The organism is Pseudomonas allokribbensis (assembly GCF_014863605.1).
GTDB classification, from domain to species: domain Bacteria; phylum Pseudomonadota; class Gammaproteobacteria; order Pseudomonadales; family Pseudomonadaceae; genus Aquipseudomonas; species Aquipseudomonas allokribbensis.
In genome coordinates this window covers 608,473-633,467 of record NZ_CP062252.1, presented here as the reverse complement: position 1 = coordinate 633,467, position 24,995 = coordinate 608,473, and the positions used below count along the sequence as shown (strand labels likewise).

Sequence of the window (24,995 nt, the reverse complement as noted above, 5' to 3'; positions counted from 1 at the left end):
GTCTTGAGCCTTGTATCGACGTCTGAAAGGCGTTTTGAACACCGCTGGTAAAAAAAACCATTTTTTTTTGCTGGCAGGGGTTTACAGTTAAAAAGACGCTCCGTATAGTGCGCGCCATCGACGACGTACACACGTTGCCGAGATGCCCAGATGGTGAAATTGGTAGACACGCCAGCTTCAGGTGCTGGTGACCTTACGGTCGTGGAAGTTCGAGTCTTCTTCTGGGCACCAATTTCGAGTTTGAGACTAGATCAGTTTCAAGACTCACACAAAAACCCGCGAAAGCGGGTTTTTTGCATTCTAAGCCGTCATTTTCTTAAAACTGATTTATTAAAATCAAATCAGGGGTTTACAGATCAAAAGACGCTCCGTATAGTGCGCCACATCAACAGCGGCAACGCTGAAGATGAAGCCCAGATGGTGAAATTGGTAGACACGCCAGCTTCAGGTGCTGGTGACCTTACGGTCGTGGAAGTTCGAGTCTTCTTCTGGGCACCAATTCAAATTCAAGGTCACGATCTTGAATCTCACAAAAACCCGCGAAAGCGGGTTTTTGCGTTTCCGGGGTTTGGAAAGGCCCGAGACACAGCGCCTACCAGACACACCCTCTCCCCGCAAGGAGCATTTGAGAAACGATATCGTTTATCATTGTTGCAAGTTTTTGCAATGCGACAGTGAGGAACCCTGCGAATGATGTTTCGAAATACCCTGCGCCGCGGCTTGACCTTCACCCTGCTCGGCCTGGCACTCGCCACTCCCCTCACCCAGGCTGCCGACGCGGTTTCCCTGACGCTCTACAACGGTCAACACAAGGAAGTCGGCGATGCGATCGCCAAAGCCTTCGAAGCCAAGACCGGCATTCACGTCAATGTACGCAAGGGCAGCAGCAACCAGCTCGCCAGCCAGATCATCGAAGAAGGCGACCGCTCCCCCGCCGACGTCATCTACACCGAAGAATCCCCACCGCTGAACAACCTCGGCGAACAAGGCCTGCTGGCCAAGGCCGACGATGCAACCCTGGCCGTTCTGCCAAAAGAATACGTCGCCGGCAACGGCACCTGGATCGGCGTCACCGCCCGGGTCCGCGTGGTGGCTTTCAACCCGAAACTGGTCGATGAAAAGGACCTGCCGAAATCGGTCCTGGATTTCGCCGACCCACAATGGCAAGGCAAGGTCGGTTTCGTGCCCACCAGCGGCGCGTTTCAGGAACAGGCCGTCGCCATCATCAAAAAGCACGGTCGCGAAGCCGCCGAAGAATGGCTGACCGGCCTGCGCGCCTTCGGCAAAACCTACAGCAACAACATGGTCGCCCTCAAGGCTGTGGAAAACGGCGAAGTCGCCACCGTACTGGTGAACAACTACTACTGGTTCGCCCTGCAACGGGAGAAAGGCAAGCTCGACTCCAAACTGCATTACTTCACCGGCGGCGATGTGGGCGGTTTGATTACCGTCTCCAGCGCAGCCGTGCTGAAATCCAGCAAGCATCCAAAAGAAGCCCAGCAATTCCTCGCGTACATGGCCAGCGAAGAAGGCCAGCGTGTGATCACCCAGACGACTGCCGAGTATCCGCTGCACAAAGGCATGGAGTCGGATCGCGGCCTCAAGCCTTTCAGTGAACTGGAAGCGCCGGACGTCACGCCCGCCGACCTGGGCAATGCCGAAGAAGCGCTGGACCTGGAACGCGAAGTTGGCCTGAACTGATGACCGCATCGCTATCCGCCTCCGCCGCTCGCGGGGGTTACGTGCCACGCCGCAAGCGGCCATCGATCTGGCTGGTGCTGCCGGTGTTGTTGCTGGTGGTCATGAGTCTATTGCCGCTGGCCTACGTCGGGCTCAAAGCCTGGCAGGCCGGCTGGAGCGAAGCGCTGCACTTGCTGTGGCGCCCCTACGTGTTCGGCCTGCTGCGCAACACGCTGGCACTGATGGTCGGCGTAACCGTGACTTGCGGCGTGATCGGCCTGTCGCTGGCATGGTTGCTGGAGCGCAGCAATCTGCCGGGCCGGCGCCTGTGGGGCGTGATTCTATGCTTGCCATTCGCGGTGCCGGCCTTCGTCAGCAGCTTTACCTGGGTTTCACTCAGCGCGCAGTTCGAAGGGCTCGGCGGGGCGATTCTGGTGATGAGCCTGTCTAAATACCCGCTGATCTTCCTGCCGGTGGCAGCCACGCTGCGCAATCTCGATCCGTCCCTTGAAGAGTCCGCCCGAACGCTGGGACAGAATCGCTGGGGCGTGTTTTTCCGCGTCACCCTGCCGCTGCTCTGGCCGTCTTTGCTGGCGGGCTCATTATTGATTGCGCTGCACATGCTGGTGGAATTCGGCGCACTGTCGATCATCGGTCTGCAAACCTTCACCACCGCGATCTATCAGCAATTCGAACTGGAATTCAGCAATGCCAACGCGGCGATGCTGTCTGCGGTGCTGCTGGCGCTGTGCCTGATGCTGCTGTGGCTGGAACTGCGGGTGCGCGGCAAGGGCCGTCATGTGCGTACCGGCCAAGGGGCTGCGCGTCGCGCCGAGCAAGTGCAATTGGGACCGTGGGCCGCTGCGGGTCAGCTGTACTGCCTGATGCTGGCGATTGTCGGCAGCGGGATTCCACTGGGGATGCTGGCGTACTGGCTCGCCGTGGGATCGTCAGCGGCGTTCCCGGTTGCCGCGATCACTGAAGCTTTACTGTCTTCATTGGCGCTGTCTCTGGGCGGCGCAGGATTGTGTCTGGTGCTGGCGGTGCCGGTCGGGTTGCTGGTCGTACGTTACAAAGGCCAATTGGCGATCTGGGCCGAGCGCCTGCCTTATCTGCTGCACGCGCTGCCGGGGCTGGTGATCGCCCTGACACTGGTGTATTTCGCCCTGCATTACGTGCCGGCGCTGTACCAGACTTCCGCGCTGTTGCTGATCGCTTATGCGCTGCTGTTTCTGCCACTGGCTCAAGCGCCGATCCGCACGGCGCTGAACAAGGCAGCACCACAACTGGAAGAGGCCGCCCGCACACTGGGCGCGTCTTCGTTCACCGCGTTCTGCCGCGTGACTTTACCGATCATCTTCCCGGCACTGGGCGCGGCGTTTGCGCTGGTGTTTCTGGATGCCATGAAGGAACTGACGGCGACGCTACTGCTGAGTCCGACCGGGCTCAACACCTTGGCGACCGAAGTCTGGGCACACACCGCGAACGTCGAATTTGCCGCGGCAGCGCCTTATGCGGCGTTGTTGATTGTGGTGTCGGGCTTGCCCGTGTATCTGCTGACGACCCGAATGTATTTGAGCCGATAAAAAAATCGCAGCCGAAGCTGCGATTTTTTTGCCTGCACTATCAGGCCCGGAACTGCCCCAGACTGGCCTTGAGCTGCGCCGCCAGTCCATCCAGCACCTTGCCGCTGGCCGTTGTCTCGACCACCGCCTGAGCGGCTTTCTCGGCCTGGGCATGAATCGTCTCGACGCGCCCACGCACAGCCTGCGCGCCTTGCGCCTGATGCGCCGCGGCCTGAGTCGCCAGACCAATCGCCGCATGCACCTGCTCGACCGACGCCTGCACCGACTGCTGCAGTCGCGCGCTGTCACGCAGCACCAGCAAACCTTCGCTGGCCTGACGTCCGGCCTGACCGATCGCCTCAACGGCCTCACGGGCGCCCTGCTGCAAGGCCACGATGTGCGCCTGGATGTCGCCAGTGGAGCTTTGGGTCTTGCTCGCCAGCGCACGGACTTCATCCGCCACCACCGCAAACCCTCGCCCCGTTTCACCAGCCCTGGCCGCTTCGATGGCGGCGTTGAGCGCCAGCAGGTTGGTCTGCTCGGCGATGCCGTGAATCACGGTCAACACCACTTCGATCTGCTCACTTTGCTGCGCCAGGCGCTCGATGACTTTCGCGCCGGTATCAACCTGCCCTGCCAGCGCCTCGATCAGGCTGCCGACCTTGGCCGACGTGCGGGTGTTCTCGTCGGTAGCCTGACGAATATCCACCACCTGCTTCAGCGCCGCCTGCATCGCATGGCTTTCCGACTGCGCCTCATCGGCCATTTGCGACAGTGCCCGCAGACTTTCGGCGACTTCATCACGCTGCATCCCGGCCGCCGCGTCGGCACCGGCATTGCGCAACGTCATCGCGCCGATTTCCACACCGGTACGCTGAGCCACATCCCCGGCCTCGCGCACGATCGGTTGCAACTTATCCACAAAGCGGTTGACCGCCGAAGCCATGTCGCCGATTTCGTCTTTGCTGTTGATCTGCACACGCTTGGTCAGATCGCCCTCACCCGCCGCGAGATCATCCATGGCGGCGTTGAGCATCTTCAAGCGGTTGACCACACGGTGACCGAGTACAACGGCCAGCAGCAACAGCACGCCGGCACCGACCAGCGCCAGGCCCATGCCGATGCGCCAGCGCAGCGTCGCGGCGGCGTCCTGTACGGTGCTGGTCGTGTTGGCTTTCATCTCGGCAGCCGTGGACTGCGCCGATTGCAGGCGCGCGCGCATGGCGGTGGCACTGTCGGCAGCAGCACCCTTGAGGCTGTCGCCGACCAGTTGATCGCTGCTGGCGATCAGCGCCGAGAAGCGTTGATCGAGTGCCGCCAGATCGGTATCCACCGAGGCCGTCGAGACGCCCATCAGCACCTTGCCGATTTCGACTCCGTTGGGATTGATCGACGCTTCGAGGTAATAGACCGAGGGATCGTTCTTCGCCGCATCCAGCACTTTATCCAGCGCCCGCTCACCTTGGCCTTTTTCCAAAAGGGCCTTGTTGATCGGGTTTTCGCGGTTGAGATAGCGGGTCAGATGCTGGCCGGTGGCGTCGTCGTAAACCACGAACAACACGTTGGGATTGCGCTGGGCTCGGCGGGCGAATTCGGACAGGGTCGGCACGTCGCTGTCCCACATGGCGCGAGGCGCTACGGAGGCGAGCAACTGGGCCATGTCGTTGGCCGAATCCTTCAGGTCTTTCTCCAGGGTCGCACGCAGTTGTGCCTGCTCGTCCTTCAGACGCGAGGACAGGCCGGCAGTCAGCCGCTGACGAGTATTGGTGGATAGCGTATCGAGGCTCGACGTGACTTCCCGCCCGGCCTGCTCCAACTCACCAGACAGCTTCTGGCTATCGACGCCCAGGCGAGCACCGAGATCGGCTTCCAGCGCGGTGACGGTGCTCCGCGTCAGGGCGACGGCCACCAACACTTGCACCAAAAGGGCGATACCAAGGGTAACGAATACGGGCCGCAACAAACGGCTTTGTAACAGTGAGAGAACGGCCGACACTGTGAATCCCTCTACTTCTGACGCCATTAATTTGATGGCACTCTTGTAGACAGATTCACAGCAAAGGTCATGCCGTCCAACAGGCATAAACGACAAAGGCCCCGATGAAGGGGCCTTTGTGTTTTTACATCAACGACTTATCAAGCGAACGGATGACGCAGAACGATGGTTTCGTTGCGGTCCGGGCCCGTCGAAATAATGTCGATCGGCGCGCCGATCAACTCTTCAACGCGTTTGATGTAGGCACGAGCGTTGGCCGGCAGCTCTTCCAGGGTCTTGGCACCCACGGTCGACTCGGTCCAGCCCGGCACTTCTTCGTACACAGGCTGCAGGCCCACGTAGCTATCAGCGTCAGTCGGCGCAACAGCGTTGCCTTGCGCGTCTTTGTAGCCGGTGCAGATGTTGATGGTTTCCAGACCGTCGAGTACGTCCAGCTTGGTCAGGCAGATGCCCGAGATGCTGTTCACATCGATAGCGCGACGCAGGATAACGGCGTCGAACCAGCCGCAACGACGGGCACGGCCGGTGGTAGCACCGAACTCGTGACCTTGTTTGGCCAGGTGTGCGCCCACTTCGTCGAACAGCTCAGTCGGGAATGGACCCGAACCTACGCGAGTGGTGTAAGCCTTGGTGATGCCCAGGATGTAGTCCAGGAACATCGGGCCAACGCCCGAGCCGGTCGCCACGCCACCAGCGGTGGTGTTGGAGCTGGTCACGTACGGGTAGGTACCGTGGTCGATGTCGAGCAACGAACCTTGGGCGCCTTCGAACATGATGTCTTTGCCGGCGCGACGCAGGTCGTGCAGCTCGGCAGTGACGTCCAGCATCAGCGGCTTGAGCAGCTCGGCGTATTCCTTGCACTCGGCCAGGGTCTTTTCGAACTCGATGGCAGGCTCTTTGTAGTAACCAACCAGCATGAAGTTGTGGTAGTCCACCAGTTCACGCAGCTTGTCTTCAAAGCGCGGCATGTTGAGCAGATCGCCAACACGCAGGCCACGACGTGCAACCTTGTCTTCGTACGCCGGGCCGATGCCGCGACCGGTCGTACCGATCTTCAGCTCGCCACGGGCCTTTTCACGGGCCTGGTCCAGCGCCACGTGGAAGGACAGGATCAGCGGGCAGGACGGGCTGATACGCAGGCGCTCGCGCACCGGTACGCCTTTCTCTTCCAGCTTGGTGATCTCGCGCAGCAGGGCGTCGGGTGCAACCACCACGCCGTTGCCGATCAGGCACTGCACGCCTTCGCGCAGCACGCCCGACGGGATCAGGTGCAGGACGGTTTTTTCACCGTCGATCACCAGCGTGTGGCCAGCGTTGTGGCCACCTTGGTAGCGCACTACGGCGGCAGCATGTTCGGTCAGCAGATCAACGATCTTGCCTTTGCCCTCATCACCCCATTGGGTGCCCAGGACTACGACATTCTTACCCATAACACTTGTCCTCATTCGCGCAAACTTGGTGCCGGCGGTGGCCGGCAGGAAAACTCAAGAAGCCAGTGGCGATACTTGCCAAAGCCCGTTCTGCTGGATCAATTGCCGGTCGCAGTCCGCATCACGGGCGGCGGCCAAAGGTTGTCCAGGCAACGCCTGAACGACACGCTGACCCTCACTGCGCAACTGGCAAACCTGCTGCCAGAGTGCCGCATCCGTACTGTCAGGCATCCAGATACCGCCAGACGGTAGCTCGATCTCAGCACGCCCCAGGGTCACCAGGGTTTTCAAATCGGTGGAAAAGCCGGTGGCCGGACGGGCGCGACCGAAGTCGGCGCCGATGTCGTCGTAACGACCGCCCTGAGCGATGGACTGGCCAACACCCGGCACGAACACCGCGAACACCACACCCGTGTGGTAGTGGTAACCGCGCAACTCGCCCAGATCGAAGTACAGCGGCAGCTCCGGGAAGCGCGCCGACAGCCGCTCGGCGATCGCCAGCAAATCTTCCAGCGCGGCCAGTACCGGCGCCGGCGCATTGGCCAGACGCTCACGGGCAGCGCTCAATACTTCACGGCCGCCGCACAGATCGACCAGCGCACGCAGCATGCCGGACAGATCGGCCGGCAGGCCTTCGGTCAAGGTAATGACCTCGTCGATGGCCTTGCGTTGCAACGCATCGAACAACTGCTGCTCGACCTCACCCGACAGACCGGCCGCCTGGGCTAGACCGCGGTAGATGCCGACATGCCCCAGGTCCATGTGCACATCCGGCACATCGGCCAGTTGCAGCATGGCCAGCATCAGGCTGATGACTTCAACGTCGCTGCTCGGACTGGCATCGCCGTACAACTCGGCGCCCAACTGGATCGGGCTGCGCGAGGACGACAAGGCACGCGGCTGGGCATGCAGCACGCTGCCGGCGTAGCACAGACGGCTCGGGCCTTCGCGACGCAGGGTGTGCGCATCGATGCGCGCCACTTGCGGCGTGATGTCGGCACGGAACCCCATCTGCCGGCCCGATTGCGGGTCGATGACCTTGAAGGTACGCAGATCCAGGTCCTGGCCCGCGCCGGTCAGCAGGGATTCCAGGTACTCGATATGGGGAGTCACGACAAACTCGTAACCCCAGCTCTGGAACAGATCCAACACCTGACGACGCGCGACTTCAATGCGCGCCGCTTCCGGTGGCAGTACTTCTTCGATGCCATCTGGCAGCAGCCAGCGGTCTACCGTTGCCATTACGCCATTCCCCTTAGATCCGGGCGGCCAGCCCGAGGGCGAGCCTTGAGTGAAGCAGAAAATGACCGGCCCGTTCAAAACGCACGCGCATGAACGACGCGGCGAAAGGCCTGTTACCGGCTTCGCCCATCACTTTCCTCGAAAAACTGTCGGGTCATTCAACCCGATCTTCTGCAACAAAAACAGCAATCAAACGTGCAGACGCAAAAAAGCCGGGAATTTCCCGGCTGCCGCATCATACACACGTTTTCCCAAAGGATCACCCCGCCCGAGGTTTTAGCCGCCGGGCGGAATGATTCAGGTCAACGTCGTATCAAGGCTTGGACTTTTCCAGGTAACGGAAGAAGTCGCTGCTTGGGTCGAGGACCAGGACGTCGGATTTGTTCGCGAAGCTTTCACGGTAGGCACGCAGGCTACGGTAGAAACCGTAGAACTCCTGATCCTGACCGTAGGCCTTGGAGTAGATCGCAGCGGCCTGGGCGTCACCGTCACCGCGAATCTCTTCGGATTCACGATAGGCTTCAGCCAGCAGCACGCGGCGTTGACGATCGGCGTCGGCACGGATGCCTTCGGCAAGCTCGTTACCCTTGGCGCGGTGCTCGCGAGCTTCACGCTCACGCTCGGTGCTCATACGTTCGAACACACTGCGGTTCACTTCTTTCGGCAGATCGATGGCCTTGACCCGGACATCGACCACTTCGATACCCAGCTCTTTTTCCGCCATCTTGTTCAACGACGCCGTGATATCGGCCATCAGCGCATCGCGCTCACCGGATACCACTTCGTGCAGGGTACGTTTACCGAACTGGTCACGCAGGCCCGATTCCAGACGACGGGACAGACGCTCGTCGGCGATCTGCTTGAGGCCGGAAGTCGCGGTGTAGAAGCGCTCGGCATCCTTCACGCGCCACTTGGCGTAGGCATCGACCATCACGGCTTTCTTTTCCAGCGTCAGGAAGCGTTGTGTCGGTGCATCCAGCGTCATCAGACGTGCGTCGAATTTACGCACCTGGTTAACGTAAGGCACCTTCACATGCAGACCAGGCTGAACATCGGCCTGAACCACGCGACCGAACTGCAGCAACACCGCACGCTCGGTCTGAGCCACGATGTAGAAGCAGTTCCAGCCAACCAGTACCACAACAACGCCAACGATCAGGGCGATCAGCGATTTATTGCTCATCAGCGGGTCTCCCTTGTGCGCGACTGCGGCAGGTCAGTGACATGCGGCGTGACGTCCGTGTTGTTGCTGGCGGCAGCCGAGCCGGTGACCGGTGCATTGCTGCCCGAACTGTTCTGAATCATTTTGTCCAGCGGCAGGTAAAGCAGGTTGCTCTGGCCGTTCTTGTTGCCGGTCACGAGTACCTTGCTGGTGCTGCTGAAGACTTCCTGCATGGTGTCCAGGTACAGACGCTGACGCGTGACCTCGGGCGCCTTGCGATACTCGGCAACCAGCTTGGTGAAGCGATCAGCCTCACCCTTGGCGCGCGAGACCGTTTCGTCGCGGTAGCCGTTGGCATCTTCGAGGATGCGCTGGGCCTGACCACGGGCTTCCGGCACCACGCCATTGGCGTAGGTTTCAGCTTGGTTGCGCGAACGCTGCTCGTCTTCACGGGCGCGGATCACGTCATCGAAGGCTTCCTGCACTTCACGCGGTGCGGCTGCGCTCTGTACGTTGACCTGGGTGACGGTGATACCGGTGCGATAGGTATCGAGGAAACGTTGCAGACGCTCCTTGATCTCGCTGGCCATCAGCTCACGACCTTCGGTCAGCACCTGGTCCATCGCGGTGGAACCCACCACATGGCGCAGCGCACTGTCGGTCGCATGTTGCAGGCTGATTTCCGGCTGGTCGACGTTCAGCACGAAGTCCTGCAGGTTGCTGATCTTGTACTGCACGGTCAGCGGCACTTCGACGATGTTTTCGTCTTCGGTCAGCATCTGGCCCTGCTTGGTGTAGGCACGCTCACGCGTGACGTTTTCCATGTACTTCTTGTCGATCGGCGGGAAATAGATGTTCAGGCCCGGGCCGACGGTCTCGTAGTACTTGCCGAAGCGCAGCACCACGGCTTGCTCCTGCTCGTCCACCACGTACACCGCGCTGTACAGCCACACGGCCGCCAGCACGACGAGGCCGATGCCGAGCAGGCCGCCGAAGCCGCCACTCTTGCCCGAACCACCGCCATCATCACCCCGTTTCTTACCACCACCGAACAACCCGTTCAGGCTTTCCTGCAGCTTTCGGAAGGCCTCGTCGAGATCTGGTGGTCCCTTGCGGTCGCCGTTATTGCGGCGCTTGCCACCCCAAGGATCCTGATTGTTCGAGTTGCCACCCGGCTCATTCCAAGCCATAGCGCTCTCCATCTGATAAAGCAAAGACGCACCCACGGCGCGCCGACCAATGCTACAGAATGCCTGCCGTTGCGGCACAACCGCTTTTTCAGGCTTTTATTGCAAAGTGTGTTGCTCGATGAACTCCGTCGGCACAACGCCTTCACGACTGACCAGTCGATTGAGCTCCGAGCGTGGCAATCGAATGGCCAGCAAGCTGACACCTTCTTCGTCGTATTCTTCTTTCTGTACCGCGCCCAGCTCGAAGAACTGTGCACGCAGACGCGCAAACCGCTGGGGCAAACGCAAGGTTCCGACAAACAAATCACTGCCCAGCAATTCGGCAATGGCTTGCTCAAGCAATTCCAGACCAGTGCCATCCCGCGCCGACAGCCAGACCCGTTGAGGCCTGCCGTTTTCGTCGCGCTGGATTTGTGGCTCAACGCCTTCAAGCAAATCGAGTTTGTTATAGACCTCGAGGATCGGCAAGTCCTGGGCACCAATCTCGCCCAGCACCACCATCACCTGCTCGATCTGCAACATGCGATCCGGTTCGGCCGCATCGATCACGTGCAACAGCAGGTCGGAATTGCTCGACTCTTCGAGCGTAGACCGAAATGCCTCGACCAGCTTGTGCGGCAAATGACGAATGAAACCCACGGTGTCGGCCAGGACAATCGGCCCCAGGTCGTCCAGTTCCAGACGGCGCAGGGTCGGGTCCAGCGTGGCGAACAACTGGTCCGCCGCGTACACGTCGGATTTCGTCACGTTATTGAAGAGCGTGGACTTGCCGGCGTTGGTATAGCCCACCAGAGACACGGTTGGGATATCCGCACGCGAGCGGCCGCGACGCGACTGTTCGCGCTGGCTGCGCACTTTTTCCAGCCGCCCCTTGATCTGGCGCAGGCGAACCCGCAGCAGTCGCCGGTCGGTTTCGAGCTGCGTTTCACCCGGACCGCGCATGCCGATACCACCACCCTGACGCTCAAGGTGAGTCCAGCCGCGAACGAGCCGGGTGCTCATGTGGTCAAGCTGGGCCAGTTCGACCTGGAGCTTGCCTTCATGGGTACGGGCGCGCTGGGCGAAAATATCGAGAATCAGACCGGTACGGTCGATCACGCGACACTCGAAAACACGTTCGAGGTTACGTTCCTGACTGGGCGTGAGGACGTGATTGAAGATCACCAGATCGGCTTCTTCGGCGTGGACCAGGTCGCGCAGTTCCTCGACCTTGCCGCTGCCAATCAGGAATTTGGCCGTTGGCCGATGACGCGGCACGTTAAAAAACGCAACGGTCTCGGCGCCGGCCGAATTTGCCAACTCCTGAAACTCCTGCGGATCTTCGCGCGCCTCAGGGTCCTGTCCATCCAAGTGAACGAGGATCACTCGCTCACCACCACCGTGGCGCTCAAAGAACAAAGGAGACTCCTATCAGGCGTTACCTGGCTCAGCGTCACCTGCTTCGGATTCGGTTGCGCTTGGCAGACGAATTGGACGAACCGGCACGACTGTAGAGATAGCGTGTTTGTAAACCATCTGGCTGACGGTGTTCTTCAGCAGGATAACGAACTGGTCGAACGACTCGATCGTGCCTTGCAGTTTGATACCGTTGACCAGGTAGATGGAAACCCCAACTTTCTCTTTACGTAAAGTATTCAAGTAAGGGTCTTGTAGCGAATGCCCTTTTGACATGTGCCGCACTCCTTTAAGGATTCAATATAAAAAATAGGTAATCAGATGGCTTTTGCCGCCACACCCCCAAGGATAGACGGCAATTGCAAGGACTCAGCTCAATATGGAGATGGTCCCAAGGTATTTCAAGGCGCGTGGCAGATTGTCGCAATCCAGACTGTCGAGCCAGTGTAAATCGTCCCAGCTGCGCAGCCAGGTAAACTGGCGTTTGGCCAATTGGCGCGTGGCAATGATGCCCCGCTCCTGCATTTCAGCCGACGTCAGCTTGCCATCCAGGTAATCCCAGACTTGGCGATAGCCTACCGCACGTATAGACGGCAACCCGGCATGCAGGTCACTTCTATTACGCAGGGCTACGACCTCGTCGATGAATCCCTGTTCCAGCATATTTGTGAATCTTTGTTTAATGCGGTCGTGCAGCACCTGGCGATTTGCCGGAGCAATGGCCAAGTTCGCGACAGTATAGGGCAATTGTTGCAGTCCCGATGCCGCAGCTTGGGTACTTTGTTCAGATTGTTTCAGCCGCAGTTCAGTCATGCTCTGACCGCTGACCCGATAGACTTCCAGCGCACGACTCAGGCGCTGAGGATCATTCGGGTGAATACGCGCTGCCGATTCCGGATCGATCACTGCCAACTGATCGTGCAAGGCTTGCCAGCCAAGGCGTGCAGCCTCTTCCTCGATCTGCGCACGAACCTCGGGATCCGCCGCCGGCATATCCGCCAGACCTTCGACCAAAGCCTTGTAATAGAGCATCGTGCCGCCTACCAGCAGCGGAATTTTTCCGCGTGCGGTGATTTCGGCCATGGCTTGCAGGGCATCGCGGCGGAAATCGGCCGCCGAATAGCTCTCGGCCGGGTCGAGGATGTCGATCAGCCGATGAGGATGTTCGGCGAGCAGTTCTTTGGACGGTTTGGCCGTGCCGATGTCCATGCCGCGATAGACCAGCGCCGAATCGACGCTGATCAACTCGCACGGCAGCACCTTGGTCAGCTCGATGGCCAGGTCGGTCTTGCCCGCAGCGGTCGGGCCCATCAGGAAAATCGCTGGAGGAAGCTGGCTCATCAACGACCGCGCAGAAACAGTTTGTCCAGATCGTCCAGGCCCAGTTGGGTCCAGGTCGGTCGGCCATGGTTGCATTGACCGCTGCGCTCGGTGTTTTCCATGTCGCGCAGCAGACCGTTCATTTCCGGCAAGGCCAGGCGGCGGTTGGCGCGGATCGCGCCGTGGCAGGCCATGGTGCCGAGCAGTTCATTCAGGTGCGCCTGGATCCGGTCACTGGTGCCGTATTCCATCAAGTCCGACAGTACGTCGCCCACCAGACGGTTGGCCTCGGCCTGTTTGAGCAGGGCCGGAATCTGGCGGATCGCCAGGGTTTCCGGGCCCAGACGCTGCAATTCGAACCCGAGACGCTGGAACCACGCCGCATGCTCTTCAGCGCAATCGGCCTCACGCTGACTGACCGCCAGCGACTCCGGCACCAGCAACGGCTGACCGCTCAGGCCTTCGCTGGCCATGGCGATCTTCAGGCGCTCATACATGATCCGCTCGTGAGCGGCGTGCATGTCCACCAAAACCAGGCCCTGGGCGTTCTCGGACAGAATATAGATGCCCTTGAGCTGCGCCAGCGCATAGCCCAGCGGCGGAATATCTTCCTGACCGGCCGGTAGCGCATTGGCATTCGCCTCGGGCAGCGGCGCGAAAAACTCGCGGTACGCAGCCTGAACTTCAGCGGCCGGCGGCACCGCAGATTGCGGACGCGGCGTGTATTGATACTGATAAGCGCCACCAGTGCTGGCGCCCGACGAGGTATTGAAAGTCGGTTGTGCCTGCGGCTGCTCCAGCAGCGCATTGGCGGCCAGACGCATTTCACCCTGCGGGCCAAACTCACCGGCTTCGAGGCCGGTCGGCCGGACGATCGCGGTGGTGACCGAACCGGCAAGCTGATCTTCCGGTCGCACATCGCCGAGGGCACGGTGCAAGGTGCCATACAGGAAGTCATGCACCATGCGCCCGTCACGGAAGCGCACTTCGTGTTTGGTCGGGTGCACGTTGACGTCGACCGCTGCCGGATCGACCTCGAAAAACAGCGCAAACGTCGGATGCCGACCGTTGAACAGCACATCGCGATAAGCCTGACGCACCGCGTGGGCCACCAGTTTGTCGCGCACCGCACGGCCGTTGACGAAGAAATACTGCAAGTCCGCCTGACTGCGGTTGAACGTCGGCAGACCGACCCAACCCCACAGGTGCAAGCCGTTGCGCTCGATCTCGATCGGCAACGCCTGCTCAAGGAAGCCCGAACCGCAGATCGCCGCCACACGCCGGGCGCGGGCCGCGTCATCGTGAGCCTCGTGCAGGCTGAGGATGGTCTTGCCGTTGTGGCGCAAATGGAAGGCCACGTCGAAACGCGCCAGCGCCAGACGCTTGATCACTTCTTGCAGGTGATCGAATTCGGTTTTTTCGGTCTTGAGGAATTTGCGCCGTGCCGGGGTGTTGAAGAACAGGTCACGGACTTCCACCGAGGTGCCGACCGGATGCGCCGCCGGCTGCACGCGGGGTGCCATGTCGCGACCTTCGGTCTCGACCTGCCAGGCCTGATCGGCATCGCGGGTACGCGACGTCAGGGTCAGGCGCGCCACGGAGCTGATCGACGCCAGTGCCTCGCCCCGGAAACCCAGGCTCATCACCTGTTCGAGGTCTTCAAGGTTGCGGATCTTGCTGGTGGCGTGACGGGCCAGCGCCAACGGCAGGTCATCGGCAGAAATGCCGCTACCATCGTCACGCACCCGCAGCAGCTTGACGCCGCCCTGCTCGACATCGACGTCGATGCGCCTGGCGCCGGAGTCGAGGCTGTTTTCCAGCAATTCCTTGATCACCGAGGCCGGGCGCTCAACCACCTCACCAGCGGCGATCTGGTTCGCCAGCCGTGGACTGAGCAGTTCGATGCGGGCCGCGTTCAGAACCTGATTCATTCTTTGGACGCCAGTTCGGTACCAGGAATGGTCAGGTGCTGACCGACCTTCAGCTCATCGCTGCTGAGGTTATTGGCACTGCGCAAAGTGGCTGGCGACACCTGATAACGCACGGCAATCATCGCCAGGGTTTCGCCGGGGCTGACGCGGTGATCACGCGGGCCCTGAGCGATCTTGCCCGAATCACGCAGCCAGGCAATGTAAGTGCCCGGTGGCGGGTTCTGCTGGAAGAACTGGCGCACACCGCTGCTGATCGAACGCGCCAGCGCCTGCTGGTGGCTCGAGGCCGAGAGTTTGTTCGCTTCGTTGGCGTTGGAGATAAAGCCGGTTTCCACCAGGATCGACGGAATGTCCGGCGACTTCAGCACCATGAACCCGGCCTGCTCAACGCGTTGCTTGTGCAACGGCGTGACGCGACCGATGTTGGTCAGGACTTTCTGGCCGACGTTGAGACTGGAGGTCAGCGAGGCGGTCATCGACAGGTCGAGCAGTACGCCGGCAAGCATCCGGTCCTTGTCGTCGAGGCTGACGTTGCCGGCACCACCGATCAAGTCAGAACGGTTTTCACTGTCTGCCAGCCAGCGGGCGGTTTCCGAGGTGGCGCCACGGTCGGACAAGGCAAACACCGAAGCACCGAAGGCCGCCGCAGACGGCGCGGCGTCGGCATGGATCGAGACGAACAGATCGGCGCCTTTCTTGCGGGCGATTTCGGTACGGCCACGCAGCGGGATGAAGTAGTCGCCGGTACGGGTCAGTTCGGCGCGGAAGCCTTTCATGCCGTTGACCTGACGCTGCAACTCACGGGCGATCTGCAGCACCACGTCTTTCTCGCGCTGACCGCGCGAGCCGGACGCACCCGGGTCTTCGCCACCGTGGCCGGCGTCGATCACCACAATGATGTCGCGCTTGCCGGCCGGGGCCGGAGGCAGTTTGATCGCCGGTTCTGTCGGGGTGACCGGCACGGCCGGAACGGTCGCAACTGTCGGTGTCGGCGCAGGTGTGGGTGGCGGCGGCGCGGCATCGGCCGGGTTATCGAACAAGTCGACCACCAGACGGTTGCCATACTGCGCGTTTGGCGCCAGCGAGAAACTCTTCGGAGTGACGGCTTTTTTCAGGTCGATGACCACCCGCAGGTCGGTCGGCGTACGCTGGGCCGAACGCATCGCAGTGATCGGCGTATTGGCGGTGGAGACTTTCAACGGCGCGCCGAGGGTGGCGCCATTGATGTCGATGACCAGACGGTCCGGCGACGTCAGGGTGAAAACGCTGTGCTGCACCGGACCGGTCAGGTCGAACACCAGACGCGTGTTGTCCGGCGCCCGCCACAGGCGCACGCTGTTGACCTTCGTGTCGGCCACAGCGTTGACGGTTACTGCCATCAACATCAGTCCAGCGGCAGCCACCAACGCGCGAAAGCGCATACCTAACCCCATCATTTAATTGGTTTCCAATGCCAAAGCGGCACACCAGGCCTCGCCACGCGAGCCCTGGGACAAAATAGTCAGCGAACGCCCGCTGTCTTGCGGGCTAATGGTAATGGTCAGGTCAGGCTTTGGCAAAAAGCCTGCACCTTTATCGGGCCACTCGATCAGGCACAGGGCGTCGTCTTCGAAATAGTCGCGAATGCCGAGAAACTCCAGCTCTTCCGGATCGACCAGACGATACAGATCGAAGTGGAAGGCGCGGATGTCACCGATTTCGTAGGGCTCGACCAGCGTGAAGGTCGGGCTTTTCACCGCGCCGACGTGCCCCAGCCCGCGAATGATGCCCCGCGACAGCGTGGTTTTACCCATGCCGAGGTTGCCTTCGAGGAAGATCAGGCCATGCCCCCCGGTCACGCGGGCGATCCGTGCGCCAAAGTCGCTCATCGCCTGTTCATCGGCCAGGTACAGGGTTACTTCAGACACGGTGCATGCTCCTCCAACAACTGACGAATGACTGGAATCAGATCACTGGCCGCCAGCCCACGGCCGAATTTACCTTGTTGCGCCCCGGCGTTGGCGTGCAGCCAGACCGCCAGGCACGTCGCGTCGAACGCATTCATGCCCTGAGCCAGCAACGCACCGACCAGACCGGCCAGCACATCGCCAAGGCCCGCAGTGGCCATGGCCGGGTGGCCTTGATGACACAACGCCAGACGCCCGTCGGGATGAGCGATCAGACTACCGGTGCCCTTGAGCACCACCACCGCTGTATATTTTTTGCTCAACGCCAGTGCTGCCGCAGGACGATCGGCCTGCACCTCGGCGGTGCTGATCCCCAGCAAACGCGCCGCTTCACCCGGATGCGGCGTAATCACGCAATCTTTGGGCAGAGTGACAAATCCGGACGCCAGCAGATTCAACGCGTCGGCATCCCACACTTGCGGCAGCGGTGCATTGGCGGCGGCCGACAGCAGTGCCCTGCCCCAACTCGCTTGCCCAAGCCCCGGACCTACTACCAGCACGGACACCTTTTCCAGCAGCCCCATCAGTTGATTGGCCGACGAAGTGCCCAACGCCATGGCTTCAGGAACCCGGCTCAACGCTGCCGGGACATGTTCCGGGCGGGTCGCCAGCGACACCATTCCGGCTCCGCTGCGCAACGCACTTTCGGTGCTGAGAAGAATCGCGCCGCCAAAGCCGTGATCGCCACCGATCAGCAGGACATGGCCAAAACGCCCCTTGTGCGCAGCCGGCAATCGAGCAGGCAGGTGCGGCAGATTACCCACGTTGAGCCGGCGGGCGGCGACGGCAATGTCACTGTAGGTTTCGGCAGGTGCTTGGAGATCGTTAAACAGCAGGTCGCCGACGTGATCCGCCGCGTCCCCGGTAAACAGGCCGAGTTTCAGCCCGATGAAGGTCACGGTCAGGTCGGCGCGCACCGCGCTGCCCAACACATGGCCGGTATCGGCACACAAACCGGAAGGGATATCGACCGCCACCACCGGCAGGCCGCTGGCATTGATGGCTGCGATGGCAGATGCATACGGCTCACGCACATCACCGCTCAGACCGGTGCCAAGCAGCGCGTCGACAAGAATTCCGCGCAATTCACTGGAAGCAGTCCACGCCGCAATCGCAACGCCTTCAGCCACTGCTTCGGCATGCGCCAGGGCCGCATCACCCTGCAAGCGTTGCGGATCGCCGACGGCCAGCACCTGCACCGTCCACCCCGCACGCCGGGCCAGTGCAGCCACCAGATAACCATCGCCGGCGTTGTTGCCGTGGCCGGTAAGCACCGTCAATGCGTTCGCCGAAGGCCATTGGCGCACCAGTGCGCGCCAGGTGGCATGGGCGGCACGCTGCATCAATTCGAAGCCCGGCGTGCCGGCGGCAATCAGCCGTGCGTCGAGTGCCCGCACTTGCGCGGCGCAGTACAGCGCGTCGGGTAATTGATCTTTAGTGTGCGGCATGCGTCTTCTGGCTCCGATGTCTGGCAGAATTATACGCACCTCAGCTCCGGTTTCTCTCGCCTCATGTCCGCCATCACCACAGATCTTCCCGCCCTCGCCCAATCCATCAAGGACTGGGGCCGAGAGCTGGGCTTCCAGCAAGTCGGCATCAGCGGTCTGGACCTGGCCGAGCACGAGCAGCATCTGCAACGCTGGCTCGAGGCCGGCTACCACGGCGAAATGGATTACATGGGCGCCCACGGCAGCAAACGCTCGCACCCCGAAGAGCTGGTGCCGGGCACCTTGCGCGTGGTGTCCTTGCGCATGGACTACCTGCCGGGCGACACGCAAATGGCGCAATTGCTGGCCAAACCGGAAAAGGCCTACATCTCGCGTTATGCCTTGGGCCGCGATTATCACAAATTGATCCGTAAACGCGTGCAACAACTGGCGGACAAGATTCAATCCGAAATCGGCCCGTTCGGCTTCCGCGCCTTCGTCGACAGCGCCCCGGTGCTGGAAAAAGCCATCGCCGAACAGGCCGGCCTGGGCTGGATCGGCAAAAACACCCTGGTGCTGAACCGCAAGGCCGGCAGTTACTTCTTTCTCAGCGAACTGTTCGTCGACCTGCCGTTGCCGGTGGACGAACCCCACAGCACCGAACACTGCGGGCGCTGCACCGCGTGCCTCGACATCTGCCCGACCAACGCTTTCGTCGGGCCGTATGTGCTGGATGCGCGACGCTGCATTTCCTACCTGACCATCGAACTGAAGAACGCCATCCCCGAAGACCTGCGACCGTTGATCGGCAATCGGGTGTTCGGCTGCGACGACTGCCAGATCTGCTGCCCGTGGAACCGCTTCGCCCGCCCGTCCGGCGAAAGCGATTTCAAGCCACGGCACAATCTGGACAACGCCGAACTGGCCGAGCTGTTTCTGTGGGATGAAGACAAATTCCTCAGCAGCACCGAGGGTTCGCCGCTGCGTCGCGCCGGCTATGAGCGCTGGCTGCGCAATCTGGCGGTGGGACTGGGTAACGCACCGTCGAGCATTCCGGTGCTGGAAGCGCTCAAGGCGCGGCGCGAATACCCGTCAGAACTGGTGCGTGAACATGTGGAGTGGGCGCTGAAACAGCACGCCGACCGTCAAGGCGCGTCGTTATAGACGAACTTCGGCATTTCCCAATGGAAGCGAATCGCCAACAGCCGCAATAGAAAGCCACCGAACAGGGTGATCAGAATCGCCTGTTCGCTCGGCACGTTGAGGAACAGACAGAGCATGTAGCACCACGCTGCGGCGAACGAGACGCTGGCGTAGAGTTCGCGGCGGAAGATCAGCGGGATGTCGTTGCAGAAGATGTCGCGCAGGATGCCGCCGAACACCCCGGTGATCACGCCGCTGACCGAAGCCACCAGCATGCCGTGACCCATTTCCAGCGCGGTCATGCAGCCGATCAGGGTGAACGCCACCAGACCGACCGCGTCGAGCACCAGAAACAGCGAGCGCAGATGGCGCATCCAGCGTGCCGTGAACACGGTGATCATCGCCGCGACCGTGGTCAGCACCAGGTATTCCGGGTGTTTGACCCAGGTCAGCGGGTAGTGCCCGAGCAGCACGTCGCGCACCGAACCGCCGCCCAATGCCGTGACGCAGGCGATCAGCACCACGCCGAACCAGTCCATGCCGCGACGGCCCGCAGACAGGGCGCCGGTCATGGCTTCAGCAGTAATGGCGACGAGGTAGAGCATCAGCAACATGGTGGCGATCCTGGCAGGAAGGCGCGCAGTCTACTCACTTCGCCGGGGCACCAAAAGAGGGCGCCTCGGCGTGGGTCGCCGATCTCAGAACTTGATGAAATGCTTGCGGTAGTGCTGCAGCTCGGCGATGGATTCACGGATGTCGTCCAGCGCCAGGTGAGTGCTGCCCTTCTTGAAGCTGTCGCGCACGTCCGGCGCCCAGCGCGCGGCCAGTTCCTTGAGCGTGGAAACGTCGAGGTTGCGATAGTGAAAGTAGCTTTCCAGCGACTTCATGTGGGTATAGAGGAAGCGACGATCCTGGCAGATGCTGTTGCCACAGATCGGCGACTTGCCCTTCGGCACCCACTGCTCGAGGAAGGCGATGGTTTCGGCTTCAGCCTCGGCCATGCTGACGCGGCTGTCGCGCACGCGCTGGGTCAGGCCGGAGTTGCCGTGGGTGCGGGTGTTCCACTCGTCCATGCGGGCCAGCACTTCGTCGCTGTGGTGGATGGCGATCACCGGGCCTTCGGCCAAAGTATTCAGGTCACTGTCGGTGACGATGGTGGCCATTTCGATGATGACGTCGTTTTCCGGATCCAGACCGGTCATTTCCAAGTCGATCCAGATCAGATTCTGCGGGTTTTGCATATTTCGGCTCCTAGGCAATGCTGCGCAGTTTAGCCTAGGGCGGTGCCCGGGCGTGCTAAACTCGCGGCCGTTTTACCTAATCGCTGCATTCTTCAGACGGAACACCCATGGCCAAACGCCAACTCAATCGTCGTCAAAACTGGCGCATCGAAAAGATTCAGGGCGAGCGCGCCGCCCGCGCCGCCAAACGCGAGTCCTCGGCTGTCGAGGCGCTCGAAGGCGGCGATCTGGGCCCGGAACAGCACGGCCTGGTGATCGCCCACTTCGGTGTGCAGGTCGAAGTCGAGGCCGTTGACGGCGAACTGGCCGGCCAGGTTTTCCGCTGCCACTTGCGGGCCAACCTGCCCGCGCTGGTGACCGGCGATCAAGTGGTCTGGCGCGCCGGCAACCAGGGCATCGGCGTAATCGTCGCGCAACTGCCGCGCACCACCGAGCTGTGCCGGCCGGACAGCCGTGGCCAGCTCAAACCGGTGGCCGCCAACGTCGACATGATCGTCATCGTCTTCGCCCCGCTGCCCGAGCCCCATGCGAACCTGATCGACCGCTATCTGGTCGCGGCCGAGCACGCCGGCATCCGCCCGTTGCTGCTGCTGAACAAATTCGACCTGATCGACGAACAGAACGCCCCGGCGCTGAACGCGTTGTTGGCGGTGTACCGCACGCTGGGTTACCCGGTGCTGGAAGTGTCGGCGCACCACGGCAACGGCATGGAGCAATTGCAGAAACAGCTCGACGGACGCATCAGCGTGTTCGTTGGTCAGTCCGGCGTCGGCAAGTCGTCGCTGGTCAACAGCCTGCTGCCCGAGGTGGAAACCCGCGTCGGCCCGCTGTCCGAACTGTCCGGCCAGGGCACCCACACCACAACCACCGCGCGCCTGTTTCACTTCCCAGGTGGCGGTGAGCTGATCGACTCCCCGGGTATCCGCGAGTTCGGCCTGGGCCACGTCAGCCGCGCCGACGTCGAGGCTGGCTTCATCGAGTTCGACGACCTGCTCGGCACCTGCCGCTTCCGCGACTGCAAGCACGACCGCGAGCCAGGATGCGCCCTGCTCAAGGCCCTGGAAGATGGCCGCGTGCAACAGCAGCGAATGAACAGCTACCGCTCGATCATCGCCAGCCTGCCTGAAAACGGCTACTGAACAAGATCGCCAGCAACGCTGACTTTGGGAATGTCCCAGCCAAACAAAAGCCGCAGTCACCTGCGGCTTTTGTTTGTGGATCCACTCCAGCGACCACCTCAATATCAGTCAGCCGGTAGCTTCGGCGCCTGCTTGGCGATGCTCCTTTCCTGTGATTTAACCCGACGTTCAAGCTTGCGAATATCCTCTTCCGCAGGGAGTTCCTCGGGTTTGATACCACGCTGGTCCAGCATGTCGCGCACGCTCAAATTGTTCTGGACATGCTCGCTCGCAATAGCCGACTCACCCTGTAAATCAACCTGAAGCACATTGTGATTGGTCATCTCAGTGGCAAGATTTTTCGCAGCAATAGTCAATGTAGGCAGAAAATCAGCAAGTGGCCGACTCTTGATGATGCCGTAGCGATCTTTCATCGCTTGAGTCGTTTTCCCACCGGAAAGCGCTGCATCTCCCCGGGAGCGGATACGAGCAAACCCCTCATCATCCACGCCACGTTCGTAAATATTCTGCGACAGTTCTTTTTCCGACTCGCGCAAGCGATCACGAGCATCAAAGCGGGCCTGCAGGCGCATCCGGTCTTCAATCAACTCTTGCTTGCGCGCTTGTAGCGCGAAATAGCTCTGAGCAAAGGCAATGGGCCGTTTACGCGGATCGCCATTCTGCGCAATCAAGTAACAGGCATAGCGCGTAAGCATGAAATCGTCGGTAGCTCGTTGCCCACCTTTGCCAATCTCGATCATTTTCGTAACGCCACGAAAATGATCGAGAGCATCCACACCGGTGGCTTCACACGAGGCTATTGCACGCTGGACAACGGTGAGAAAGTTTTCCCAACGTGCATAACCCAAAGGCTCCTGCAGTTCGCGAGCGAACCAGAACTCGATACCCTCGCCAGGCACCCGTTGCGCTAATTCGTCAAATTGCTGTTGCAGCAAAAAGATTGTCTGATTTTCCATCGTCACGACTCCCTGTGGTTCAGAAGGATTTGAATTCATTGCTGGCCATTTAAAGCAAAACACCCGTGTGCGCTGATCGGGGATTATCCGTGAGAGGCTGATCAAAAAAGCGCCCAGTCGTCGCCGGATACAAAAAAGCCGACATCACTGTCGGCTTTTTTGTGGGTCACTGCTTGGGCGCGGGCGCCGGGGCAGTGGCCGGTGCAGTGGCGGGTGCAGCGGGCGCCGGGGCTGGCGCCGCGCTGCCCGGCGCGGTTGGCTTCGGCGCCGCGTCGTCAAACAGGTTCAACCGTTCGCGCAGCTCGTGCGCCGGCACTGGCTGCTGATCCGCCGGCAAGGCGTTCGGGTCGACCGGTGTGGCCGGGGCCGCACCGTTCTGACCTTGATCTGCCGGTTTCGACGGTTCGGTACCTTGCGAACCTTCGATGGCCGCCTGGGCCTTCTTGGTCAGCACCACGATGTCGATGCGACGGTTGACCGGGTTGAACGGGTTCTCCTTGTCGAACAGCGCCGACGAGGCGTAACCCACGACCCGCGCCACTTGCCCGTCCGGATAACTACCCGCCACCAGCGCACGCCGGGCGGCGTTGGCACGGTTGGCCGAGAGTTCCCAGTTACCGAAGTCACCGGTGCCGGTGTACGGCTTGGCGTCGGTGTGGCCGCTGATGCTGATCTTGTTCGGCACCGCTTTGATGGTGTCGGCCATGGCCAGCAGGATGTCTTCGAAGTACGGCTTCAGGCGTGCAGAACCGGAGTCGAACATCGGACGGTTCTCGGCGTCCATGATCTGGATGCGCAAGCCGTTCGGCGTGATCTCGAACAGGATCTGATCCTTGAACTTCTGCAGCTGCGGATTCTCGTCGACCTTGTTCTGCAGTTCTTGCAGCAACAGTTCCAGACGTTCCTTCTCGACCTGCTCGGCCATGCCTTCAACCTGCTCGGTGTCGACCGTGACCTTGTCCGGTTGCGGCTGCGACTTCACTTCAGGGTTGAGGGTGTTTTCCGGCGCCAGGGTCGGCGTACCGCCCAGGTCGATGATGTACGGCGTGCCGCTCTCGGAGAAACCGACCGGGTCCTTGAAGTAACCGGCGATGGCGATCTTCTGTTCCGGGGTCGCGGTGGACAGCAGCCACAACACCAGGAAGAACGCCATCATCGCCGTCGCGAAGTCGGCGAAGGCGATCTTCCACGCCCCGCCGTGATGCCCGCCGGCGATGCGCTTGACGCGCTTGATGATTATCGGCTGGTTATTTTCCATGACTTAACGACCGCGAACGGCTTGTTCCAGCTCGGCAAAGCTTGGACGGTGAGCCGGGTACAGAACCTTGCGACCGAACTCGACAGCCAGCGATGGCGGCATGCCGGACGCCGAAGCCACCAGCGAGGCCTTGATGGCTTCGTAGACGTTCAGCTCTTCCTTGGCATCGTGCGCCAGGGAGTGCGCCAGCGGGCCGAAGAAACCGTATGCCGCGAGAATACCGAAGAAGGTACCCACGAGTGCCGCACCTACGTGCAGACCGATGGACTTCTGATCGCCTTCACCCAACGAGGCCATGGTCACCACGATACCCAGTACCGCCGCGACGATACCGAAACCCGGCATGGCGTCGGCAATGCCGTTCACCGCGTGGGACGGATGCTCGAGGTCTTCCTTGAGGCTGTACAGTTCCATGTCGAACAAGCCTTCCAGCTCGTGCGGCGCCATGTTGCCGGACGACATGATGCGCAGGTAATCGCAGATGAACGCGGTCATGCGTTCGTCTTTCAATACCGCCGGGTACTTGGCGAAGATCGGGCTCGCAGCGGCATCTTCGATGTCGCCCTCGATGGCCATCATGCCTTCACGGCGGCTCTTGTTGAGGATCTCGTAGATCAGGCCCAGCACTTCCAGATAGAACGTGTGGCTGAAACGCGAACTGAACATGCTCAGGGATTTCTTGAGCACGTGCATCGTCATGTAACCGGGGTTGGCCTGGAGGAATGCTCCGAGTGCCGCACCACCGATGATCATCACCTCGAAAGGCTGGATCAGGGCGGCAATCTTGCCGTGGGAGAGCACGTATCCGCCGAGCACGCTCGCGAATACGACGATGATGCCGATAATTTTAGCCATAGGTAGAAAGTACTTATTTAAGTCGGGTTCAAGGTCATATTCGGAAGTTAAAAAATCTCTTCTTCTACTTATCGGCAAAACTGCGCCAGACTATAGCCAGTTCAGGCGAAAAGCCAATT

Annotated in this window: 21 protein-coding genes and 2 tRNA genes; 6 read left to right on the top strand and 17 right to left on the bottom strand. The window is 60.9% G+C overall.

Annotated features, from left to right (window positions below):
• Positions 1-144 precede the first annotated feature (144 nt).
• The 4 genes from IF199_RS02805 to IF199_RS02790 all read left to right on the top strand — a co-directional run bounded on the left by IF199_RS02805 (position 145) and on the right by IF199_RS02790 (position 3,266).
• A tRNA-Leu gene (locus tag IF199_RS02805) sits at positions 145-231 on the top strand.
• 180 nt (positions 232-411) lie between these two features.
• Positions 412-498: transfer RNA gene (locus IF199_RS02800), tRNA-Leu, on the top strand.
• A gap of 192 nt (positions 499-690) precedes the next feature.
• A complete protein-coding gene (locus IF199_RS02795) occupies positions 691-1,701 on the top strand; it encodes an iron ABC transporter substrate-binding protein (RefSeq protein WP_096819814.1) in 1,011 nt (336 codons plus the stop codon).
• Complete coding sequence (locus IF199_RS02790) at positions 1,701-3,266, top strand: ABC transporter permease (protein WP_096819815.1); 1,566 nt, start codon at positions 1,701-1,703, stop codon at positions 3,264-3,266. Before IF199_RS02795 ends, IF199_RS02790 begins: the two co-directional genes overlap by 1 nt.
• Before the next feature lie 40 nt (positions 3,267-3,306).
• Here IF199_RS02790 and IF199_RS02785 read toward each other — a convergent pair whose 3' ends face one another.
• The 12 genes from IF199_RS02785 to IF199_RS02730 form a co-directional block, all read right to left on the bottom strand.
• Complete coding sequence (locus IF199_RS02785; RefSeq protein WP_192559630.1) at positions 3,307-5,241, bottom strand: methyl-accepting chemotaxis protein; 1,935 nt, start codon at positions 5,239-5,241, stop codon at positions 3,307-3,309.
• Positions 5,242-5,381: 140 nt separating this feature from the next.
• Positions 5,382-6,671 (bottom strand): adenylosuccinate synthase, encoded by a 1,290-nt coding sequence (locus tag IF199_RS02780; RefSeq protein WP_085711159.1) that lies wholly within the window; start codon positions 6,669-6,671, stop codon positions 5,382-5,384.
• 54 nt (positions 6,672-6,725) lie between these two features.
• The gene (locus IF199_RS02775; protein ID WP_085746509.1) at positions 6,726-7,913 is read right to left on the bottom strand and encodes an ATP phosphoribosyltransferase regulatory subunit; all 1,188 of its coding nucleotides are present in this window, start codon (positions 7,911-7,913) and stop codon (positions 6,726-6,728) included.
• A 313-nt stretch (positions 7,914-8,226) separates the two neighbouring features.
• The gene (gene hflC, locus IF199_RS02770; protein WP_007950723.1) at positions 8,227-9,096 is read right to left on the bottom strand and encodes a protease modulator HflC; all 870 of its coding nucleotides are present in this window, start codon (positions 9,094-9,096) and stop codon (positions 8,227-8,229) included.
• Positions 9,096-10,265, bottom strand: coding sequence for an FtsH protease activity modulator HflK (gene hflK / locus IF199_RS02765; RefSeq protein WP_085685164.1), 1,170 nt, complete (start codon positions 10,263-10,265; stop codon positions 9,096-9,098). The genes hflC and hflK overlap by 1 nt, the downstream gene beginning before the upstream one ends.
• A 96-nt stretch (positions 10,266-10,361) precedes the next feature.
• On the bottom strand, positions 10,362-11,663 hold the full coding sequence (gene hflX, locus IF199_RS02760; protein WP_096819817.1) for a ribosome rescue GTPase HflX: 1,302 nt from the start codon (positions 11,661-11,663) through the stop codon (positions 10,362-10,364).
• Positions 11,664-11,675: 12 nt separating this feature from the next.
• Entirely contained in the window at positions 11,676-11,936 is a 261-nt protein-coding gene (gene hfq, locus IF199_RS02755; RefSeq protein WP_007902656.1) for an RNA chaperone Hfq, read from the bottom strand.
• A gap of 93 nt (positions 11,937-12,029) precedes the next feature.
• Positions 12,030-13,001, bottom strand: coding sequence for a tRNA (adenosine(37)-N6)-dimethylallyltransferase MiaA (gene miaA, locus IF199_RS02750; RefSeq protein WP_085732663.1), 972 nt, complete (start codon positions 12,999-13,001; stop codon positions 12,030-12,032).
• Complete coding sequence (gene mutL / locus IF199_RS02745; protein WP_192559629.1) at positions 13,001-14,911, bottom strand: DNA mismatch repair endonuclease MutL; 1,911 nt, start codon at positions 14,909-14,911, stop codon at positions 13,001-13,003. Before mutL ends, miaA begins: the two co-directional genes overlap by 1 nt.
• Positions 14,908-16,296: an N-acetylmuramoyl-L-alanine amidase gene (locus IF199_RS02740; RefSeq protein WP_425220387.1), complete on the bottom strand. Its 1,389-nt coding sequence runs from the start codon at positions 16,294-16,296 to the stop codon at positions 14,908-14,910. Before IF199_RS02740 ends, mutL begins: the two co-directional genes overlap by 4 nt.
• 51 nt (positions 16,297-16,347) lie before the next feature.
• Entirely contained in the window at positions 16,348-16,818 is a 471-nt protein-coding gene (gene tsaE, locus IF199_RS02735; RefSeq protein ID WP_096819821.1) for a tRNA (adenosine(37)-N6)-threonylcarbamoyltransferase complex ATPase subunit type 1 TsaE, read from the bottom strand.
• Positions 16,806-18,305: an NAD(P)H-hydrate dehydratase gene (locus IF199_RS02730; protein WP_192559628.1), complete on the bottom strand. Its 1,500-nt coding sequence runs from the start codon at positions 18,303-18,305 to the stop codon at positions 16,806-16,808. The genes tsaE and IF199_RS02730 overlap by 13 nt, the downstream gene beginning before the upstream one ends.
• A gap of 63 nt (positions 18,306-18,368) precedes the next feature.
• Here IF199_RS02730 and queG point away from each other — a divergent pair, with 63 nt between their 5' ends.
• Positions 18,369-19,448: a tRNA epoxyqueuosine(34) reductase QueG gene (gene queG / locus IF199_RS02725; protein ID WP_096819954.1), complete on the top strand. Its 1,080-nt coding sequence runs from the start codon at positions 18,369-18,371 to the stop codon at positions 19,446-19,448.
• Here the strand turns inward: queG and IF199_RS02720 are convergent.
• Both IF199_RS02720 and orn read right to left on the bottom strand, forming a co-directional pair.
• Positions 19,430-20,041 carry a trimeric intracellular cation channel family protein gene (locus tag IF199_RS02720; RefSeq protein ID WP_096819823.1) on the bottom strand — a complete coding sequence of 204 codons (612 nt, stop codon included), beginning with the start codon at positions 20,039-20,041 and terminating at the stop codon, positions 19,430-19,432. The genes queG and IF199_RS02720 overlap by 19 nt on opposite strands.
• An 84-nt stretch (positions 20,042-20,125) precedes the next feature.
• Positions 20,126-20,668, bottom strand: coding sequence for an oligoribonuclease (gene orn / locus IF199_RS02715; RefSeq protein ID WP_096819824.1), 543 nt, complete (start codon positions 20,666-20,668; stop codon positions 20,126-20,128).
• A gap of 107 nt (positions 20,669-20,775) precedes the next feature.
• Here orn and rsgA point away from each other — a divergent pair, with 107 nt between their 5' ends.
• Complete coding sequence (gene rsgA / locus IF199_RS02710; protein WP_102620136.1) at positions 20,776-21,807, top strand: small ribosomal subunit biogenesis GTPase RsgA; 1,032 nt, start codon at positions 20,776-20,778, stop codon at positions 21,805-21,807.
• A gap of 104 nt (positions 21,808-21,911) precedes the next feature.
• On the opposite strand, the gene dinD is transcribed toward rsgA, so the two are convergent.
• From dinD to motA, 3 genes are all read right to left on the bottom strand, one after another.
• Entirely contained in the window at positions 21,912-22,763 is an 852-nt protein-coding gene (gene dinD / locus IF199_RS02705; protein WP_192559627.1) for a DNA damage-inducible protein D, read from the bottom strand.
• 166 nt (positions 22,764-22,929) lie between these two features.
• The gene (gene motB, locus IF199_RS02700; RefSeq protein WP_192559626.1) at positions 22,930-24,021 is read right to left on the bottom strand and encodes a flagellar motor protein MotB; all 1,092 of its coding nucleotides are present in this window, start codon (positions 24,019-24,021) and stop codon (positions 22,930-22,932) included.
• Between the two features lie 3 nt (positions 24,022-24,024).
• Complete coding sequence (gene motA / locus IF199_RS02695) at positions 24,025-24,876, bottom strand: flagellar motor stator protein MotA (protein ID WP_007952169.1); 852 nt, start codon at positions 24,874-24,876, stop codon at positions 24,025-24,027.
• Positions 24,877-24,995: the final 119 nt, after the last annotated feature.

Excerpts from the sequence above, each read along its gene's own strand:
- IF199_RS02790 (WP_096819815.1), top strand. The coding sequence starts at position 1,701 with ATGACCGCATCGCTATCCGCCTCCGCCGCTCGCGGGGGTTACGTGCCA.
- IF199_RS02795 (WP_096819814.1), top strand. The coding sequence starts at position 691 with ATGATGTTTCGAAATACCCTGCGCCGCGGCTTGACCTTCACCCTGCTC.
- motB (WP_192559626.1), bottom strand. The coding sequence starts at position 24,021 with ATGGAAAATAACCAGCCGATAATCATCAAGCGCGTCAAGCGCATCGCC.
- rsgA (WP_102620136.1), top strand. The coding sequence starts at position 20,776 with ATGGCCAAACGCCAACTCAATCGTCGTCAAAACTGGCGCATCGAAAAG.
- IF199_RS02730 (WP_192559628.1), bottom strand. The coding sequence starts at position 18,305 with ATGCCGCACACTAAAGATCAATTACCCGACGCGCTGTACTGCGCCGCG.
- hfq (WP_007902656.1), bottom strand. The coding sequence starts at position 11,936 with ATGTCAAAAGGGCATTCGCTACAAGACCCTTACTTGAATACTTTACGT.
- dinD (WP_192559627.1), bottom strand. The coding sequence starts at position 22,763 with ATGGAAAATCAGACAATCTTTTTGCTGCAACAGCAATTTGACGAATTA.
- motA (WP_007952169.1), bottom strand. The coding sequence starts at position 24,876 with ATGGCTAAAATTATCGGCATCATCGTCGTATTCGCGAGCGTGCTCGGC.
- hflC (WP_007950723.1), bottom strand. The coding sequence starts at position 9,096 with ATGAGCAATAAATCGCTGATCGCCCTGATCGTTGGCGTTGTTGTGGTA.
- queG (WP_096819954.1), top strand. The coding sequence starts at position 18,369 with ATGTCCGCCATCACCACAGATCTTCCCGCCCTCGCCCAATCCATCAAG.
- IF199_RS02780 (WP_085711159.1), bottom strand. The coding sequence starts at position 6,671 with ATGGGTAAGAATGTCGTAGTCCTGGGCACCCAATGGGGTGATGAGGGC.
- IF199_RS02740 (WP_425220387.1), bottom strand. The coding sequence starts at position 16,296 with ATGTTGATGGCAGTAACCGTCAACGCTGTGGCCGACACGAAGGTCAAC.
- miaA (WP_085732663.1), bottom strand. The coding sequence starts at position 13,001 with ATGAGCCAGCTTCCTCCAGCGATTTTCCTGATGGGCCCGACCGCTGCG.
- mutL (WP_192559629.1), bottom strand. The coding sequence starts at position 14,911 with ATGAATCAGGTTCTGAACGCGGCCCGCATCGAACTGCTCAGTCCACGG.
- orn (WP_096819824.1), bottom strand. The coding sequence starts at position 20,668 with ATGCAAAACCCGCAGAATCTGATCTGGATCGACTTGGAAATGACCGGT.
- IF199_RS02775 (WP_085746509.1), bottom strand. The coding sequence starts at position 7,913 with ATGGCAACGGTAGACCGCTGGCTGCTGCCAGATGGCATCGAAGAAGTA.
- hflK (WP_085685164.1), bottom strand. The coding sequence starts at position 10,265 with ATGGCTTGGAATGAGCCGGGTGGCAACTCGAACAATCAGGATCCTTGG.
- IF199_RS02720 (WP_096819823.1), bottom strand. The coding sequence starts at position 20,041 with ATGTTGCTGATGCTCTACCTCGTCGCCATTACTGCTGAAGCCATGACC.